The organism is Nonomuraea lactucae, assembly GCF_003313395.1.
In the GTDB taxonomy this organism is placed as follows: Bacteria; Actinomycetota; Actinomycetes; order Streptosporangiales; family Streptosporangiaceae; genus Nonomuraea; species Nonomuraea lactucae.
Window position 1 is genome coordinate 1 of record NZ_QNFZ01000010.1, and the last position, 16301, is coordinate 16301.

General features: G+C 70.4%; 19 protein-coding genes and 4 pseudogenes. 7 read left to right on the forward strand and 16 right to left on the reverse strand.

The window, feature by feature from the left end; genetic code table 11:
* A pseudogene (locus tag DQW85_RS00395) lies at positions 1-360 on the forward strand (hypothetical protein); the annotation flags it as partial.
* A gap of 54 nt (positions 361-414) precedes the next feature.
* Here DQW85_RS00395 and DQW85_RS45450 read toward each other — a convergent pair.
* From DQW85_RS45450 to DQW85_RS00435, 10 genes and pseudogenes are all read right to left on the reverse strand, one after another.
* Entirely contained in the window at positions 415-933 is a 519-nt protein-coding gene (locus DQW85_RS45450; RefSeq protein WP_205314755.1) for a site-specific integrase, read from the reverse strand.
* A 36-nt stretch (positions 934-969) separates the two neighbouring features.
* Positions 970-1143: a site-specific integrase gene (locus DQW85_RS45455; protein WP_205314756.1), complete on the reverse strand. Its 174-nt coding sequence runs from the start codon at positions 1141-1143 to the stop codon at positions 970-972.
* Between the two features lie 142 nt (positions 1144-1285).
* Positions 1286-1471, reverse strand: a pseudogene (locus tag DQW85_RS48005) (DUF4158 domain-containing protein); the annotation flags it as partial.
* Positions 1471-1602: a hypothetical protein gene (locus DQW85_RS47470; RefSeq protein ID WP_275888151.1), complete on the reverse strand. Its 132-nt coding sequence runs from the start codon at positions 1600-1602 to the stop codon at positions 1471-1473. The pseudogene DQW85_RS48005 and the gene DQW85_RS47470, both read right to left, overlap by 1 nt.
* Positions 1603-1985: 383 nt before the next feature.
* On the reverse strand, positions 1986-3143 hold the full coding sequence (locus DQW85_RS00410) for an alpha/beta hydrolase family protein (RefSeq protein WP_113698504.1): 1158 nt from the start codon (positions 3141-3143) through the stop codon (positions 1986-1988).
* An 11-nt stretch (positions 3144-3154) separates the two neighbouring features.
* On the reverse strand, positions 3155-4576 hold the full coding sequence (locus DQW85_RS00415) for a S41 family peptidase (RefSeq protein WP_113698505.1): 1422 nt from the start codon (positions 4574-4576) through the stop codon (positions 3155-3157).
* Positions 4573-5634, reverse strand: a complete 1062-nt coding sequence (locus DQW85_RS00420; protein ID WP_113698506.1) for an ABC transporter permease — start codon at positions 5632-5634, stop codon at positions 4573-4575. Before DQW85_RS00420 ends, DQW85_RS00415 begins: the two co-directional genes overlap by 4 nt.
* Entirely contained in the window at positions 5631-6524 is an 894-nt protein-coding gene (locus DQW85_RS00425) for an ABC transporter ATP-binding protein (protein WP_113698507.1), read from the reverse strand. The genes DQW85_RS00420 and DQW85_RS00425 overlap by 4 nt, the downstream gene beginning before the upstream one ends.
* Positions 6521-6913 carry a GntR family transcriptional regulator gene (locus tag DQW85_RS00430; protein ID WP_113698508.1) on the reverse strand — a complete coding sequence of 131 codons (393 nt, stop codon included), beginning with the start codon at positions 6911-6913 and terminating at the stop codon, positions 6521-6523. Before DQW85_RS00430 ends, DQW85_RS00425 begins: the two co-directional genes overlap by 4 nt.
* A 404-nt stretch (positions 6914-7317) precedes the next feature.
* Positions 7318-7908, reverse strand: coding sequence for a TetR/AcrR family transcriptional regulator (locus DQW85_RS00435; RefSeq protein WP_113698509.1), 591 nt, complete (start codon positions 7906-7908; stop codon positions 7318-7320).
* 133 nt (positions 7909-8041) lie between these two features.
* Here DQW85_RS00435 and DQW85_RS00440 point away from each other — a divergent pair, with 133 nt between their 5' ends.
* Together DQW85_RS00440 and DQW85_RS00445 are read left to right on the forward strand one after the other, a co-directional pair.
* On the forward strand, positions 8042-8956 hold the full coding sequence (locus DQW85_RS00440) for an alpha/beta hydrolase family protein (protein ID WP_113698510.1): 915 nt from the start codon (positions 8042-8044) through the stop codon (positions 8954-8956).
* 23 nt (positions 8957-8979) lie between these two features.
* On the forward strand, positions 8980-9924 hold the full coding sequence (locus DQW85_RS00445; RefSeq protein ID WP_113698511.1) for an NAD-dependent epimerase/dehydratase family protein: 945 nt from the start codon (positions 8980-8982) through the stop codon (positions 9922-9924).
* A gap of 352 nt (positions 9925-10276) precedes the next feature.
* Here DQW85_RS00445 and DQW85_RS45460 read toward each other — a convergent pair whose 3' ends face one another.
* Positions 10277-10429, reverse strand: a complete 153-nt coding sequence (locus tag DQW85_RS45460) for a GntR family transcriptional regulator (RefSeq protein ID WP_205314757.1) — start codon at positions 10427-10429, stop codon at positions 10277-10279.
* 109 nt (positions 10430-10538) lie between these two features.
* Here DQW85_RS45460 and DQW85_RS00460 point away from each other — a divergent pair, with 109 nt between their 5' ends.
* The 4 genes and pseudogenes from DQW85_RS00460 to DQW85_RS48010 all read left to right on the forward strand — a co-directional run.
* Entirely contained in the window at positions 10539-11438 is a 900-nt protein-coding gene (locus tag DQW85_RS00460; RefSeq protein WP_113698512.1) for an SDR family NAD(P)-dependent oxidoreductase, read from the forward strand.
* Positions 11439-11647: 209 nt separating this feature from the next.
* A pseudogene (locus DQW85_RS46315) lies at positions 11648-12166 on the forward strand (alpha/beta fold hydrolase); the annotation flags it as partial.
* Positions 12167-12449: 283 nt separating this feature from the next.
* Positions 12450-13031 (forward strand): TetR/AcrR family transcriptional regulator, encoded by a 582-nt coding sequence (locus tag DQW85_RS00470; RefSeq protein WP_113698513.1) that lies wholly within the window; start codon positions 12450-12452, stop codon positions 13029-13031.
* A pseudogene (locus DQW85_RS48010) lies at positions 12997-13146 on the forward strand (hypothetical protein); the annotation flags it as partial. The gene DQW85_RS00470 and the pseudogene DQW85_RS48010, both read left to right, overlap by 35 nt.
* Here DQW85_RS48010 and DQW85_RS43950 read toward each other — a convergent pair.
* The 5 genes from DQW85_RS43950 to DQW85_RS00495 all read right to left on the reverse strand — a co-directional run bounded on the left by DQW85_RS43950 (position 13146) and on the right by DQW85_RS00495 (position 16271).
* Complete coding sequence (locus tag DQW85_RS43950) at positions 13146-13484, reverse strand: hypothetical protein (RefSeq protein ID WP_162794611.1); 339 nt, start codon at positions 13482-13484, stop codon at positions 13146-13148. The pseudogene DQW85_RS48010 and the gene DQW85_RS43950 overlap by 1 nt on opposite strands.
* Before the next feature lie 111 nt (positions 13485-13595).
* Positions 13596-14090, reverse strand: a complete 495-nt coding sequence (locus DQW85_RS00480; RefSeq protein WP_205314758.1) for an ABC transporter ATP-binding protein — start codon at positions 14088-14090, stop codon at positions 13596-13598.
* Between the two features lie 333 nt (positions 14091-14423).
* Positions 14424-15074, reverse strand: coding sequence for a GPP34 family phosphoprotein (locus DQW85_RS00485; protein WP_113698514.1), 651 nt, complete (start codon positions 15072-15074; stop codon positions 14424-14426).
* Entirely contained in the window at positions 15049-15315 is a 267-nt protein-coding gene (locus tag DQW85_RS00490) for a type II toxin-antitoxin system antitoxin (protein WP_113698515.1), read from the reverse strand. The genes DQW85_RS00485 and DQW85_RS00490 overlap by 26 nt, the downstream gene beginning before the upstream one ends.
* Before the next feature lie 5 nt (positions 15316-15320).
* The gene (locus DQW85_RS00495) at positions 15321-16271 is read right to left on the reverse strand and encodes an SPFH domain-containing protein (RefSeq protein ID WP_113698542.1); all 951 of its coding nucleotides are present in this window, start codon (positions 16269-16271) and stop codon (positions 15321-15323) included.
* Positions 16272-16301 lie beyond the last annotated feature (30 nt).

A 16301-nucleotide genomic window follows, 5' to 3' on the forward strand; every position in this document is an offset into this window, starting at 1 on the left:
GTGGGCGGGGTGCTCGACCTGGTCACCGCCGAGCTGGTGCGGGAGCTCCGGTCGCGCACGGAGGTCGAGGCGCTCATCGCGGCGCCACGGACCACACCGGCGCCGATCCCGATCGTCGACGTGCACTTCCGGCTCGGCGGCGGAGTCGTGCGGTTCTTCTCGGTCGTCTCCACCATCGGCACACCGGTCGACGTCACGGCACAGGAACTCCGCATCGACACCATCGGCACACCGGTCGACGTCACGGCACAGGAACTCCGCATCGAGGCGTTCTTCCCCTCGGACGACGAGAGCGCCGAACGCTGGAGTGCCGACGACTTGCGCGCCCCCCGGGAGACGATCTCCACCCATCCGCCATGACCCCACGACGCAGACAGTCACCCACGCCCAAATCCAACCCTGGCCACAAAGTAGTCAGAATGGGCCATCGTGATTCTTAGGTCGCTCCGGTCGGTGATTCCGGCGTGCAGGCGCTCTCTGGGATGAACGCCTCAGGCAATACCTGGCGACTCGCGTTCGCACCCCTGGCCCGAAGGGATGGTCGTCCACCGCGAGGTCGGTCCCTGAAAGGGTCAGCGGGGTTGTCGGCAGCTGCGGGGCACGTGGCCCCGAGGCGGGTACGCGCCGGTCGGCAAGAAAGACCGGCCCGGTGGTGCAGCCGCGTAGCAGGCGGGGCAGGAGGCGGGCTGTGCCGGTGGCCCAGTGCACGTACTCGGTGGCGCCGCCGTTGGAGGTGACGCGGCGGCGCCGGAATTCCAAGTCCAGGTCCTCGATGTTGAGGGAGAGGATCTCTTCGGCGCGGGCGGCGGTCTCGTACAGCATTCGCCAGAGAACGCGTTCGCGCAGGCCGTGCTGGTTGTCGGTGAACAGCTTGTCCAGGCGGGCGCGCGGAATCGAGCGATCACCGCGGCGGGCGGGCTTGCGCCGCTCCAATCGGCGGGCCGGGTTGGTGGCGAGGATCTCCTGCCGTCAGGCCCAGGCGGTGAACGAGGTCAGCGCGGACAGGTGTCGGTTCCAGGTTGCGGCGGCCGCACTGTTCCACTTGTCCATCACCGCGGCGTAGTCCTCGGGCGTGAGCGTGGCGGCGGCCCGGTCCCCGGCGAGCGTGGTGAAGCGGACGAGCGTGTCGGCGTAGCTGGGCACCGCCGGGTAGATCGGGGTTGAAGAACCTGTGGACAGCCGTTGGCGACGGCCAGGTGCGGCTGGCAGTCCTCCCAGCTGAGCTCATCCGGCCGTAGGCCAGGGTGAAGATGGCGCCGTTGACCTCCGCGCACACAGAAGAGGCCAGGTCATCCAGAGTGGAGAAGGCCGGGAACTCGCAGCTGTGCTTGGCCAGGTCCTCCAGCGCCACGTTGATCAGATCGGCCGGGTGGTCCTTGGTCGTGGCCGCCTGCCGGATCGCCTGCTCGGCCAGCTTGCGCGCAGCGGCCTGATCGCCGTCCAGCCTCAGCCGGGCCTTCAGCCACACCATCAGCGACGACGGGTCTGCTCGCTGTCGGTCATCTCCCGCGCCCAGTCCATCTCCGCCAGGCTCGGCGAGTACGCCTCGCGCAGTTCGCGCTCGGAGATGGTCCGCTTGAACCGCGGGTAACAGAAACGCACAAACTAGAGCCAGGCTCCCCGCCGTCCCCGACGGTCGACTTCCGAGATCACGCGCCAACCCTCGCGGAGAGCCCTGTGCTCCGGCCCGGGTACCCCACCAACCCGGACCCGCAGCGGGATGCCCAACGTTCTCAAGATCGACTCATGGCCGGTTTTGCCGGCATCTCGGCTGGACCCGGCCATCGCCCTGCGGCGCGAAGGACACATTGGTCCCGCCAGGGTGCTGGTCACCTCCGCAGGCCGTGCCGGCCAATGCGACTGTGGCCAGCGCGACGGCCGCCCTGATGCTCCTGCGGGAGCGCTCCTGACCGAGCGTCGGGTCGGCGGCGCTGCCGGGCGGGTTACGGTCGGCAGCCCTCGGGAGCTCCACGGCGCGTGGGGATTCATGATTGACCGCAGTCCTCAGGGCACAACTTGGCCTCGGGGTAGCGCGATGACGGTTTGTCCAGGATGGGCTGCCGCTGCGACTTCAGGTGCCGGTCGAGGAAGGCCGCCACGTACGTGCGGGCGATCTCGGCGCCGCGCTCCGCGGGCAGGACACCGTGTACGGGCTCGATGCCGAGGGAGGGCCCCACCAGCGGAATGTCGGTGAACGCCTGGTGGTCCGTACCCGTCACCGCGATCCAGCGCTTCCACCCGGTCAGCAGCTTCCAGTCACGGTCCCACGAAGCATCGCCGCCACCGGGGACATGCTGCTCCGAACCGATGAACATGAACGGCCGGGAGAATCCGCTCTTGGGAATCCGGGCGTAGGTGCTGCCGTCCATGTCGATGCCGGCGCGTACGCGGGAGTCCTCCAGCATGGCCGCCATCGCGCTGGCCCCGCCCATCGACTGGCCGACCATCGCGATTCTGGAGCGGTCGATCAGGCCGGAACCGTCCCACTTCGCCGGCAACTGGTCGAGCACGAAGGAGACGTCGGCCGCCCGGCCCTGCACCACCCGCGCGCCGAAGCCCGGATCGGTGTCGCTGTCGCACGCGATGCAGTCGGCGATCCGCCCATCGGACAAGGTCGTGACGTAGCTCTCGTGGGTGTGGTCGATCCCGGCCACGACGTACCCCCGGCTGGCCAGGTCCTCGGCCAGGGCCGTGAGTGAGCTCATCGGCTTGGTGAAGCCGGGAGAGAGCACCACCAGCGGAAGCTTCTCCCCCGCGGGTTCGGCGTCTTTGATGGCGTTCGTCCGCGTCTTGCTCAGCGTGTCGGACGGCACGCCCGCGATCGCGGAGCCCCTCAGGAAGAGCTCCGACTCCTTCGGCGTCATGTACGGGGCCCGCTCCCCCTCCTTTCGCTCGGTCGGGTACCACAGGGTGACCTTGAGCTCCCTGGCGCCGACGTCGAGGTTCCAGGGATCGGGGCGGGAGGTGTCGTTCACGTACAGGATGGTGGTGCCGACCGGGTGGTCGCCGGTGGGCGCGGGCAGGACGGCCGGGCCGGTGGGCGTGGCCGACGGCCTGGTAGCCGACCGGGGCGGCGCGGGCGCGGAGCAGGCGGACGCGGCCAGGACGGCCAGTCCGGCAGCGGCTGCCAGGAGGAGTCTCATCGAGAGTCCCTTCACTTGTGCAGCAGGGTCAGGGCCTTGGCCAGGGCGGGGTCGCGCCCGGCGGCCGCGTCCTTCGGGGTCAGGGGCACGTAGTGGTCGGGCGGCACGCCGATCCGGTCGAGCGTCTCGCGGTTCGGCCCCAGGTGGTGTCTGGTGGGGAAGGCCAGCATGGTGTTGTTGCTGAGCTGGAATGGCTCCGAGGGGCCGGAGACGGCACCGGCGGTCCTGGTGCCGACCAACTTGCCGATGCCCAGGTCCTTGACCGCGGAGCTGAAGTGCTCGCACGCCGAGGCGCAACTGCGGTCGGTGAGCACCGCAAGCGGCAGGTTGAGCAGCTCGACGGTGTCGTCGGTCCGCAAGGCTTCGCACTTGGCGTCCACGGTGCACAGGTAGGCGGTGACCTTGCCGTGGACGAACGCGCTCACCAGCCGGATCGCTTCAGGGGCGCGGCCGCCGCCGTTGCCCCGCAGGTCCAGCACGACGCCAGTGAGCGTCCGGCCGGTGCGCAGCCGGGAGATCGCCTTGAACACCCTGTCCCCGGCGTCGGGAGTGAACCCGCGCACCCGCACATAGGCGATGCCGTCTTCCAGCAGCTTCGGCGTCACCCCTTGCAGGGCGGCCAGATCCCGCTCGTAAACGGCGGGCTTGAGCGTCACGCTCCAGCGGCGTCCGGTGCTCTGCCGCAGCAGCTGCAGCTCGACCGGGTCGACTTCCGGGTATCGCGGGTAGAGGGCGGCGATCGCGGGGGTGGGCTTCCCGTCGATGAAGGGCGCCGATCCGTCGATCGATTCGATGATGTCGCCCGGACGAACTCCAGCGGCCTGCGCCGCGCCGCCCTCCACGGTGGTGACGAACAACGGGGGAAGCGCGGCGCCGGGGTTGCCGTTCACCTGAGGTCCGTTGACGCTCGCCGCAAGGCCCAGGCCGTAACCGTCACCGTCGTGGTAGCCGGGGGGCGCCTTTCCGACGTCGCGCACCCACCTGGCGTGATTGTCATCGAGGCCGGCCACGATGGCCTCCAGGGTGACGACGGCCAGCTTGTCACGCACGTCCGGGACCTGATCGGCGACCTTCCGATAGACGGCCTCGAAAGCGGTCCAGTCGGCCTCCCGGTCGCCGGTCAGCGCCGGCATGGTCGCCTCGGAGACATCACGCCCGTTGAGGTTGAGTTCCCGCGTCAACGCGATGAACCCGGCGGTCAGCAGCAAGCGGGCGTCCATCGTGGCGCCGCTGTAGTAGTTGCCGAGGATGCAGAAGTACGCCTGCTCGACGACCTCGATCGTGGTGGGTGTCTGCGCCGGGAGGCGGCCCTTGGGCCGTGCGCAGACCGTGCCGGCCGCCGGACTCGTCTCGCTGCGCGGCGCCGTCGGCGCCGTACAGGCCGCCGCCAGCAGGAGGGCGAGCCCGGCGGTCACGGCCCTGATCACGGTCATGACAGGCGCCTCCGGATCCACCAGAACGACAACCACGCGAGGCCCACAGTGAGCAGGGCGTAGATCCCGGTCTCGATCCACTGGAAGATCCAGAAGCGCTCAAGGGGCTGGTAGGTAACCTGCTGCCGGTAGCCGAGACGGTTGACCTCGCCCAGGCAGCCGTCCCCGGCGCCCGGCGCCGCATTCCTCGGTGCGCAGGGCCCCGACGTCGAGGAGACGTTGATGACGGCTCCGGTGCCGCCGTCGCCGCCGGAGATCACCTGTCCGGATGGGGCGAGCAGTTCGTTGGCCAGGACCCAGGAACCCGGGTGGCCGGGGACAGCCTCCCTCAGGAACAGCCGCGGGGATTCGCCTCCCTCCCGGGGGATGCTGAGGCTCTCCATGTTCTCCATGCCGAGCTCGAAGGTCGCGGTCACCGGGGCCACCAGATGGGGACGGACCATCGTCGGCAGAGTGAGCTGGATCGCGGCGAAGACGGCCAGCGTGAGGGCCATGGCGGGCAGCGTGCGGCGCACCACCATGCCCACGGTCACACCGAGCACGAAGGCGAAGGCCGCGTAGCCCATCGGGGCGATGCCGCGGGCGCTGAACACCAGGGGTGCCATCAGGGCCATGCCCTCGGCGGCCGACTTGTCCAGGGGGTCGGACCACCAGGTCACCATGAGGCCGCACAGGCCGACGGCGGCCACGGCGACCAGTCCGGTGAGCCCGAGCTTGACCGCCAGCCAGCGGCCGCGGGTGATGCTCTGGTTCCAGACCAGCAGGTGCGTGCCCGCCTCCAGCTCGCGGGTGATCAACGGTGCTCCCCAGAAGAGCCCGATGAGGGCGGGCAGGATCAGCACGCCAAGGGTCAGGGCCAGGAACGGGAGGTCGTACTCGCCGAAGAAGCGGTTGTAGAAGCCGGCGCAGGTGTCGTCCGTGGTGCAGTCGGCGATCCCCGCCGAGTAGGCGGAGGCCAGTCCGGGGCCGGTCACGGCCAGGGCGACGGCGAGTACGCCGAGTACGGCGGCCATCATCGCGGCCGAGCCGCGGAACTGCCGCCAGGTCAGCCAGATCATCGCTGCATCTCCAGGGCGGCTCGCCGGCACTCGGCGGTGGACTTGTCCATGTAGGCCAGGACGAGGTCCTCCATGCCGAGCTGGGTGACCGTCCAGGCGGGGTCGTGGATCGGGGCATCGGTACGGACCACGAACGTGCTCTGCCGGTCGGTGTGGCTGGCGGAGATCACGTGCTGGTCGGCGGGGAGCCGGTCGGCATCACGGCGCGGCCCGGTGAGCCGGTGATGGGTGGCCAGCAGCTTGTCGACCTCGCCCGCCACCTGGACGCGCGAGTCGACGAGCACGATCAGGTAGTCACACGTCCTTTCCAGGTCGGAGACCAGGTGGGAGGAGAGCACCACGCTGAGCTGGTGCTCGACGGTGGCCTCCATCAGCCCTCGCAGGAACTCCCGGCGGGCCAGCGGGTCGAGCGAGGCGACCGGCTCGTCCAGGATCAGCAGCTCGGGCCGCTTGGCCAGGCCCAGGGTGAGGGCGACCTGGGCGCGCTGGCCGCCCGACAGCTTGCCCGCACGGCGGTCGAAGGTGAGACCGAGTTGCGCGATCCGCTCCCGCGCCCTGGCGTCGTCCCAGCGGGGGTTGAGGCGTGCCCCCAGCCGCAGGTGATCGGCGATGCTCAGCCCTGCGTAGACGGGGGTGCCCTGGGCGACGAACCCGACCCTGGCCAGCTGCGCCGGCCCGCCGGCGGGTCGGCCGCCGAGCACCGTGATGCTGCCCGCCGTCGGTTCGAGCTGGCCGCTGGCCAGTTTCAGCAGTGTGGTCTTGCCGGCGCCGTTGGGGCCGACCAGCCCGACGACGTGGCCCGCCGGGATGTCGATGGTGCACTCGCGCAGCGCCCAGCGTTTGCCGTACTTCTTGCCCAGCCCCTGGGCTTCTAGGACGGAAGAAGTCACGCTATGTCCTCCTGAGCGGTGGTCCGAAAGGTGGTCATGAAGAGGGCCTCGATGCTTTCCTCGTCGAGGCCGGCCCGGCGGGCCTTGGCCAGCCAACGCTGCAGCTCCAGCCGCAGCGGGCCGTGCGCGGCCAGCGAGGTGTCGGTGAGCGTCGCCGTCACGAACGTCCCCACCCCTGGCCGGGCGGCGATCAGGCCCTCGTGCTCGAGTTCCCGGTAAGCCTTGAGCACGGTGTTGGCATTGATCGCCAGGTGCGCCACGACCTCCTTGACGGTCGGCAACTGGTCGCCCTCGCGCAGTACGCCGAGCCGTAGCGCGTGCCGTACCTGCTGGACCAGTTGCAGGTACGGAGACACACCCGACCTGCCGTCCAGGTGGAACTCGATCACCGCTTTACCCCTTTATCTAGGCTTATAGTACTTTAGGGTTACAGATGTTAAGGGGTCATAAGGATCGCTGCATAGACCTCGCCCGGCGGCACCCGAAGCGGTCCGGCGCTCCTTAGCCCGACCGCAGGGCTTCAACGGCTTCTCCGCCTGGCTGCGCTTCGGCAACGACGGCGCCCCGACGACTTCGACCCCCACCCCGACCCCGACCTGCCCCCGATCGACTTCACCGACCTGGCCGAGGCGGCCTGGGAAGCCGCGCGGGAGTGGGCGTCGATGGAGGTCGCGGGCGGCCCGGCACGCACCCGGCACTGCCACCTGACAGGCGAAGGAACCCTGCCGTCATCCTCCGAAGATCACAGGCAAGGACCGTTGAACGTGAGTCCAGTCCTTCGCGGGCGTCATGGTCAGTGCGGTTGGCGTAGTCCGGCGACGAGGAGAGCGACCATTCGGCGCGCGTCGTAGCGGGGGTCGGCATCGGCGCCGATGCAGAGGTTTCCGATGCCGCGCATGAGCTGGTAGGCCTCGAGGCCGGGGTGGATCTCGCCGGAGGTGGTGGCGGCGTCGAGGAGTTGGGTGCACACCGGCAGGAGGCGGTCGAGGAAGTAGGCGTGCAGCGTCTCAAATCCGGCGCTGTCGCTTCGCATCGCGGCGGCGAGGCCGTGCTTGGTGACCAGGAAGTCGACGAACAGATCGACCCACTGGGCGAGGGCGGCGTGCGGTGTCGGGCTTGCGGCCAGCAGGGCGGGCCCGGCTTCGGCGCAGGCGTCGACCTGGTGGCGGTAGACGGCGATGATCAGCTCCGCCCGGGTGGGGAAGTGGCGGTAGATCGTGCCGATCCCGACGCCGGCCTTGGCCGCGATGTCGCGTACCGGGGCTTCCACGCCGGAGGCGACGAAGATCGTGGCGGCAGCGTCCAGCAGGGCTTGCTGGTTGCGCCGGGCGTCCTTCCGCTTGGACCCGGCCATGCTTGCCGTACGCCGGTCGCTGTCGTTCATCGCGACGTTTCCTTCCGCCCGGTTGCAAAGCGGAACGGTGTTCCGTATTGTTTGGCGCGGAACACCGTTCCGCTTTTCATGATGTCAGACGCCGGCCGATGCCCGGAAGACAACCCCGAAGGAAGGCATTTCCATGTCCGAAACTCAGACGCCCACCCTGATGATCTCCGCCAAGCCGGTGGTCCTGCCCGCCCCGGGGCGCGGTGACGATCTCCAGGTCCGCGTGTCGGCCCCCGCGACCGGCGGCGATCTTCCCGTCGTCGTCTTCTCGCACGGCTTCGGCTGGTCGATGGACGGCTACGCCCCGCTGACGGACTTCTGGGCCGCCGAGGGTTTCGTCGTCGTCCAGCCGACCCACCTCGACTCACGGACGCTCGGCCTGCGGGCCGATGATCCCCGCACGCCGCGGATCTGGCGGCTGCGCGTCGAGGACCTCACCCGCGTCCTGGACGGGCTCGACGTGCTGGAGGCGTCCGTGCCGGGATTGGGCGGCCGCATCGACCGCGGCCGGATCGCCGTGGCGGGCCACTCCTGGGGAGCACAGACGGCGAGCACACTGCTGGGCGCGCGCGTCCTGGACGACGGCGGTGTTCCCGGCGAGGACCTGTCCGACCCCCGCGTCAAGGCGGGGGTGCTGCTCGCGCTGACCGGCCTGGGCGATGACCTGACCCCGTTCGCCGCCGAGCACTTCCCCTTCATGAGGCCGTCCTTCGACGGCATGAAGGCCCCGGCGCTCATCGTCGCCGGTGACCACGACCAGTCCCCGCTGTCCTCGCGCGGACCGGACTGGTTCACCGATCCCTACCACCGCAGCCCGGGCAGCAAGAGCCTGCTCACCCTGTTCGGGGCCGAGCACTCGCTCGGCGGCGTCGCCGGTCACGAGATCGCCGAGACAACCGATGAGGACCCCGAGCGCGTCGCCCTGATCCAGCGGCTGACCACGGCGTTCCTGCGCAGCGCCCTCGACGAGGATGACACGGCCTGGCGAACGGCCGCCGCCTCGCTGGCCGAAGCCTCCGCCCCGCTCGGGAAGCTGCAGAGCAAGTAGACCGACGCCAGAAAGGATTCGTGATGATCCTCGTCACCGGAGGCTTCGGCTTCATCGGCACCCACACCGTCCGGGCGCTGGCCGACGTGGGAGAAGACTGTGTGGTGGTCCAGCGCGGCTCCCGCCAACTCCCGTCCCTCCTCGCCCAGACGCGGGTAGAGGTGGTGCGGGCGGATATCGCCGATCGCGACACCCTGCTGGCGATCGGCGACCGCCACAAGATCACAGGGATCGTGCACCTGGCCGGCTCCTATCCCTGGCCACCTGTCCCCGATGCGCCGGTCGAGGCGACCCGGCAGGCGGTCGGCGGACTGCTGAACATCGTGCAGGCCGCGCATGAGTGGGGAGTGCGGCGCCTGGGCATCGCCAGCACGATCGGCGTCTACCTCGGTACCGACACCAGGTCGCCGCTCCGTGAGGATGCAGCGCTGCCGATGACCGCGTCCGTCTCGATCCCCACCTTCAAGAAGGTCGGCGAACTGCTGGGCGGCTTCCTCGCCGACACCACCGGCCTCGACATCGTCCACTACCGCATCTCTGGCACCTGGGGACCGCTCGGCCACCCCGACCCGTTCTTCGCCGCGCCCGCCCTCATCCACGCCGCCGCCCGCGGCACCACCCCCGACCTGTCCACCCTCATGCGGCCGGCCTTCGCAGAAGACGGGCTCGACCTCACCTACGTCAAAGACACCGTACGGGCGATCGCCCTGCTCCAGCTCGCGGACAGGTTGAACCACCGCACCTACAACGTCGGCTCCGGCCACGCCACGACCAACGCCGACATCATCGAAGCGATCAAGAAGACCGTTCCCGACGCCCGGATCACCCTGCCCGCCGGGGGCGAGGCCCACCATCCGGTCCTGGACATCACCCGTCTCCAGCAGGACACCGGCTACCAGCCCGAATACGGCACAGAGCGAGCCGCCGCCGACTACATCGCGTGGCTGCGCGCAGGCAACCAGCGCTGAACCACCGGGGCCGAGACCACCACCTGAGTCGTCCCGTCACCGAGCAGCCCGGTTACTCGATCCTGCAGCGTGGGATCCAGACCCACGTACTGCCCGTGACCGAGCAGTGCGGGCTCGGTGTGCTGGTGTGGGGCCCCTTGGCCTCGGCCCGGCTGTGGGGCGCGATCCGCGAGGGCCGGGAAATCGCCACCAACCGCTCGACCCGGCGTCGCGGGCCGGCGGCCTCTCCAGCAGGGTGCGGTGGAAGACCCGGTGGGCTTCGGACCAAGCGCCGCTGTAGTACTCGCCCTCCTCCGGCACGTACGCCAGGGGTGCGGGCCAGACGGTGGTGGGCCGCTCGTACACAGGCCTCCTAGTCGACGTCGCCGCGCTCGATGGACATGCGCAGCACGACCGGTTCGATGGTCCAGCGGGTTTCCGCGATCTCCTGCCAGCGGCCGTCGGAGAAGGGCGGGACGGCGAAGCCGCGGTTGGGCAGCCGGTCGGCGAGGCACTCGCCGACCACTCTCCGACCACTCGCACGTGCGCCTCGCGCACGACCGGATAGTCCATCCGGTTGTGCTATCGTCCCACTCAAACGGATTATCTATCCGATTATTTGAGTGGAGGGGCTCATGACGAAGACAGCCGTGGTCACGGCCGGCACAGGAGGCATCGGTCTGGAGACGGCGCTGGGTCTGGCCGCTGCGGGATTCGCCGTCACCGTGGTCGGTCGCGACGCCGACCGGGGAGCCAGGGCGGTCGATCGGATCAACGCGGAGCAACCCGCGCACCCCGGCCGGTTCCTTTCTGCTGACCTGGCCTCGCTCGACCAGGTCCGCGCGCTGGCCGACACGATCGCCGCCGAGCGCGTGGCGTCGGGTGAACCGTTGACGGTGCTGGTCAACAACGTGGGGGCGATGTTCGCCCGGCGGCAGCACATCGACGGCGTCGAGGCGTCGTTCGTGGTCAATCACCTGTCGCCGTACCTGCTGACTGAGCTGCTGCTGCCCACGCTCACGGCCGGGGCGCCCAGCCGGGTCGTGAACGTGACCTCGGGCGCGGTCGGCGTCGCCAGGCGGGTGTTCGACGCCGTCGAGCCGCCGGGCGGCTACTACGGCTTCCACTGGTACGGGCGTGCCAAGCTAGCCAACCTCGCCTACACGCTCGACCTGGCGAGGCGGCTGGAGGGAACGGGCGTGTCGGTCTTCGCCGCAGATCCTGGTGGCGCCGCGACCGACATGACCAACGGCACCCTGACCGACCCGAAGATCGTCTCCCCGCCGCTGCGGCTGTTGTGGCCGCTGGTGCGCCGCCGGTTCGAACGCTCCACGTCCGGCCCCGCATCCGTGGCCGCCCGGCCCTCGATCACCGCCGCCACCGACGCCGCGCTGACCGGCCGGACCGGCCTCGTCATCGGCCCCCAGGCCGATCCCGTCGCCCCGTTCCGCGCCGCGACCGACCCTCGCGTCGCCGACGCCGTGCGCCTGCTCAGCCAGACCCACGCACCCGTGGCCGCCCGAGAGAACACATGAGCACCGCAGATGACCCCAGGGCCCGACGCCGGCCGCACGACCAGCGCCGACCCACCGCCACCGCCGCCCATTCACCCCTTCCCCGTGAGGACACCATCATGACCACCGCAGTCCCGGCCCCCTACGCCCGCACCGTGCACGGCTCCGGCCCCGGCCTCCTCCTCGCCCATGGCGCAGGCGGCGGCAGCGCGGCCAACTTCGGGCCGATCATGGACGGTCTCGCCGCGCGGCACACCGTCGTCGGCGTCGACTACCCCGGATCGGGCACCACCCCGGCCCCTGCCGCGCCCCTGGAGCTCGACGACCTGGCGGACCAGCTCGTCGCCACGGCGGACGCGGAAGGGCTCGACACCTTCGCCGTCTGCGGGTATTCGCTGGGCGGCGCGGTCGCCCTGCGGGTCGCCGCGCGCCACCCGCAGCGGATCACCGCGCTCGTGCTGAGCGCGGCCTTCGCCCGCCTGGACACCCGCACCGAGCTGGCCGCCGCGATCTGGCAGCAGCTCTACGACGCCGGACAGCACCTCATCCTCGCCCAGTACCTGGCACAGCTGACCATCAGCGCCCCGGTGCTGAACTCCCTCACGCCCGCCCAGGTGCGCGCGGCCGCCGAGCAGACCGCCTCCCAACTCCCTCCCGGCACCTCGGACCAGGTCGACCTGGTCCGCCGGACCGACGTCCGCGACGACCTCGCCGCCATCACCGCGCCGACCCTCGTCGTCGTGACCACCGCCGACCCCCTGATACCGGCCGCACTCCAGTACGAACTGGCCACCGCCATCCCGGGCGCGCAGATCGCCGAGCTCGCCACCGGGCCTGCCCTTCCTGGAACAGCCGAACCAGTGGCTGGAGACCATCACCGGCTTCCTCGCCAAGCAGAACGACGCTCGCTGACCCGGGCGGTGGGCGGGCCGGGCAGCCCACCCACCGCCCGCAGCCGCCCGCCCGGGAACGCCCGCGCTATGATCACCCGACCAGCCAGCGAACCAAGACCAGCAACCTGGACACTTCCCCATGACGACCACACCGCTGCGCAAGGACGCCGCCCGCAACTGGGAGCGGATCGTCGCGATCGCCCGCGACCTGGTCGACCAGGGCGCCCCCCTGCAGCTCAACGATGTCGCACGCCGGGCCGGCCTCGGGGTCGCCACCGTCTACCGGCACTTCCCCACCCCCGAGGCACTGCTGGAGACCGTCGCCGCCCCCTGCCTCGAAGCCCTCGCCGGCGATGGCGAGCAGGCCCTGGCCGACGCCGACCCCTGGCGGGCGCTGGAGAGTTTCCTGTCCCGCGTCGTCGAAGCACAGCTCACCGACGCCGCCCTGCCCCCGGTCGCCGCCGCCGCCGTGGACGCCCTGCCGCGGACCACGGAACTCAAAGAGTCACTCGCGTCGGCCGGCACCACGCTCCTCGACCGGGCTCGTGACGCCGGAGCCGTCCGCCCCGACCTCGCCGCCCGCGACCTGGTCGCGCTCATGTGCGGCATCGCCCATGCCGTGAACGTCCACGGCGGCACACCCGCTGACAAGACCGAAACCGCCCACCGCTACCTTGACACCCTGCTTGAAGGCATGCGCCCCGCGCCGTCGAACGCGTGACGTCCAGGATCACGTCTTCTCGAAACGACCCTTTCCGGAGCAGGATCGCTGCCCGCGCTGCGGCGTACAGCCCGGCTCGCCCTGCCGATCCCGCTCGGGTGCGGTCGCGGGGATCTACCACACCGGCCGCTTCAAGAAGGTCGCCCGGCATGCCAAGCTCTTGCGGGTGCCGACCCCAGCCGACCGCGGCCCCGGCCAGCCCTGGCGGGCCGGCACCCCGCCGCCGGCCGCGCCCGATGCGGACACCCCCAGCGCGGACATCCGCATCGGGTACGCCCGCTGCAGCCACCTCATCCAGGAGCTCCGGTCGCAGCTGGACGCGCTCAGCGCGCACGGCATCCCACGCGACAAGATCTTCTCCGAGAAGATCAGCACCCGCATTCCCGCAGACACCGACCGGGTACGCCCCAGTTCGAGGCCGCGCTCACCCTCGCCCGCGAGATCAAGGCCCACGCCCCGCACTGCCGCGTGCTGTCGTCTACGAGATGAAGCGCCTCGGCCGCGACGCCGCCTTCGTGCGGATCTGCGTCACGACCTCGCGGCGGGCGACCAGCATCAATCCGTTCACGCCACGGCCTCCTTGAAGATCTCGGTGAGGGTCGGCTGCTCGACGCCGAAGTGCTCGACGCGTCCGGCTTTGACGGCGCGACGCAGGATCTCCTGATCATCGCCGTCCGTCGTACGCAGGACGTGCCGGTCACCGTTCACGCTGACCGTGCCCGGCAGACCGTCCGCCCAGCCAGGGGCGGCGTCGCGGACGACCACGCGGACCGTGTTGCCCTCGGCCGAGCGCAGCTCGGCCACCGCGCCCGTGGCCACCATCCGGCCGGCCGAGAGGATGCCGACCGAGTCGCACTGCCGCTCGACCAGCTCCAGCTGGTGGCTGGAGAAGATCACCGGCACCCCTCCCCTGCGCCGCTCCTGCGACACCGCGGCCAGCGCCTCCACCGCGATCGGGTCGAGGCCCGAGAACGGCTCGTCCACCAGCACCTCGGGGCGGTGCACCAGCGCCACCGCCGGCTGCACACGCTGCTGGTTGCCCAGCGAGAGCGACTGCACTTGCCCGCGCCGTTCGCGCCGACGAACCCGAACATCTCGCCCGGGCGTAGGACGAAACTGATCCCATCCAGGGCGAGCTTGCCGCCGGGAGCGTCGGGGCCCGCCCGCGAAGTGCTTGCGCAGCTCGCTGATCTCGAGCATCAGGTCCTCTTCTTCATCATGGGTCGATCGCGGCTTCCGAGCCGTTCGCCCTGGCAGTCGGGGCGCCGGGTAAGAACTGTGCGATGAGCCGCCAAACTGCGATCGCGCCCCGGCCAGGTCCGGGGCTTCGATGACGTGGTCAAGTGACCTCCTCCGAGAAGCCGGCGGTGGGAGCCGCCGTGACTCGTCGTGTCAGCCCTCTCCGTACGCCGACTTGGCCGCCTCGACGCTCTTACGCAATGCGGTCGCGATCGGCTCGACGGGCGCGGACAGCTGCTGGATCCGGTTCCGGCGCAGACGCGTCTCCCGCCAGGAGTGAACCACCGTCTTGAGCCGGGCCGCCGTGGCCAGCGCCGCCAGAATTCGGACGTCCTCATCCAGGTGTCCGACCGGCTGGCCGCCGCGGATGGCCCGGCTGACGCGCTCGGCCAGCCTGCGCGACAGGTACGCCTTGCGCGGCGTGATCCGCTCGACCGAGAACAGCAGGATCCGGCGCCGCTCCACGCTGATCATCCGGGCGGCCGCCAGCTCGTCGCGTACCATGCGGACCGCCTTGCCGCTGTCCTTCTGCACCCACCGCCGCCACGAGCGGGGCGGCGAGTTCGAGATCTGCTCCCAGACCACGGCCCGCAGGGAACCCGGCTCGGCGGCCGGGGCGGTGAGGGCTCGCGCCTTGCCCGACTCGTCCGCCAGATTGCCCGCCAGCAGAAGCTCGGCGAGGGTGGCCGCGCGCAGCAGGTAGCCCAGCTCGCCCCCCTGGGTCAGCTTCTCCTTCCGCAGGTCGAAGGCAAGTAGGAAGGCCGATCGGGCGAGTGACTCACCCTGCTCCACTTGCGTCTCCATCCGCCCGCTCCTCTTCTTCCTGATCTGTGTCGTCCCCTGTGCCGTCCTCTGGCGCCTTCCTCGGCCGTCCGCGTGGGCGCATCCGCCCCACCCCGTCAGGCAGGCGTCCGGCCTCGGAAAGGGCCCTGCGCAGCAGGAACTCGATCTGGGAGTTCGTGCTGCGCAGCTCGTCGGACGCCCACCTGGCCAGCGCGTCGTGAACCACCGGGTCAAGCCGCAGCAGGATCTTCTTCCGCTCCACGGTGACTAGTGGTAGAGCGTGCCCGTGTTGAGCACGGGCTGGGTGTCGCGGTCACCGACCAGCACCACGAGCAGGTTGCTCACCATGGCCGCCTTGCGCTCCTCGTCCAGCTCGACCACGTCGTGCTCGGCGAGCTTGGCCAGGGCCATCTCCACCATGCCGACCGCCCCCTCGACGATCCGCTGCCGGGCCGCCACCACTGCGCCCGCCTGCTGGCGGCGCAGCATGGCGTGGGCGATTTCGGGCGCGTACGCCAGATGGATGATGCGGGACTCGATGACCTTCACCCCGGCGGACGACACTCTGGCCGCGAGCTCCGTGGACAGCCGCTCGTTGATCTCGTCGGCGTTGTCTCGCAGGGACAGCCTGGGCTCTCCGTGCGCGTCGTACGGATAGCTGCCCGCGATGTGCCGCACGGCTGTCTCCGCCTGGATGGCCACGAACTCGACGAAGTCGTCCACCTCGAAGACCGCCTGCGCGGTGTCCTGCACCTGCCAGACCACCACGGTCGCGATCTGGATCGGGTTGCCGTCCGCGTCGTTGACCTTCGTCACGTCCGTCTCGTGGTTGCGGATCCTCGTGGACACCCGCCGGCGCACCGTGATCGGGTTGACCCAGTGGAAGCCGGGGGTGCGCAGGGTGCCGACGTATCGGCCCAGCAGCTGCACCACCCTGGCCTCGCCCGGCGCCACCGCGGTGAGGCCGAAGTACGTGAAGAATCCGAGCAGGATCATCAGGATGCTCACGATGACCACCCACAGGCCGCCTTGCCCGGCCCCCGAGGCGAGCATGACGATCCCCACGACGAGCAGCGCGATCCCGGCCAGGTCCAGCGCCGTCGCCACCCCCAGCATCACCAACCCGTTGGCCGCCCGCACCGGGCGCTCGCTCGTGTGCGGTACGGGCATGTCCACGACGGCGGCCTCAAGTGCGACCTCGCCCGATGTGTTCGCCATCGTCCGTCCCTTCTCCATGACTTCATCTTG

Coding starts and splice junctions, on each gene's coding strand:
- DQW85_RS00410 (WP_113698504.1), bottom strand. CDS start 3,143: ATGAGACTCCTCCTGGCAGCCGCTGCCGGACTGGCCGTCCTGGCCGCG.
- DQW85_RS00415 (WP_113698505.1), bottom strand. CDS start 4,576: ATGACCGTGATCAGGGCCGTGACCGCCGGGCTCGCCCTCCTGCTGGCG.
- DQW85_RS00420 (WP_113698506.1), bottom strand. CDS start 5,634: ATGATCTGGCTGACCTGGCGGCAGTTCCGCGGCTCGGCCGCGATGATG.
- DQW85_RS00435 (WP_113698509.1), bottom strand. CDS start 7,908: ATGAACGACAGCGACCGGCGTACGGCAAGCATGGCCGGGTCCAAGCGG.
- DQW85_RS00440 (WP_113698510.1), top strand. CDS start 8,042: ATGTCCGAAACTCAGACGCCCACCCTGATGATCTCCGCCAAGCCGGTG.
- DQW85_RS00445 (WP_113698511.1), top strand. CDS start 8,980: ATGATCCTCGTCACCGGAGGCTTCGGCTTCATCGGCACCCACACCGTC.
- DQW85_RS00460 (WP_113698512.1), top strand. CDS start 10,539: ATGACGAAGACAGCCGTGGTCACGGCCGGCACAGGAGGCATCGGTCTG.
- DQW85_RS00470 (WP_113698513.1), top strand. CDS start 12,450: ATGACGACCACACCGCTGCGCAAGGACGCCGCCCGCAACTGGGAGCGG.
- DQW85_RS00485 (WP_113698514.1), bottom strand. CDS start 15,074: ATGGAGACGCAAGTGGAGCAGGGTGAGTCACTCGCCCGATCGGCCTTC.
- DQW85_RS00495 (WP_113698542.1), bottom strand. CDS start 16,271: ATGGCGAACACATCGGGCGAGGTCGCACTTGAGGCCGCCGTCGTGGAC.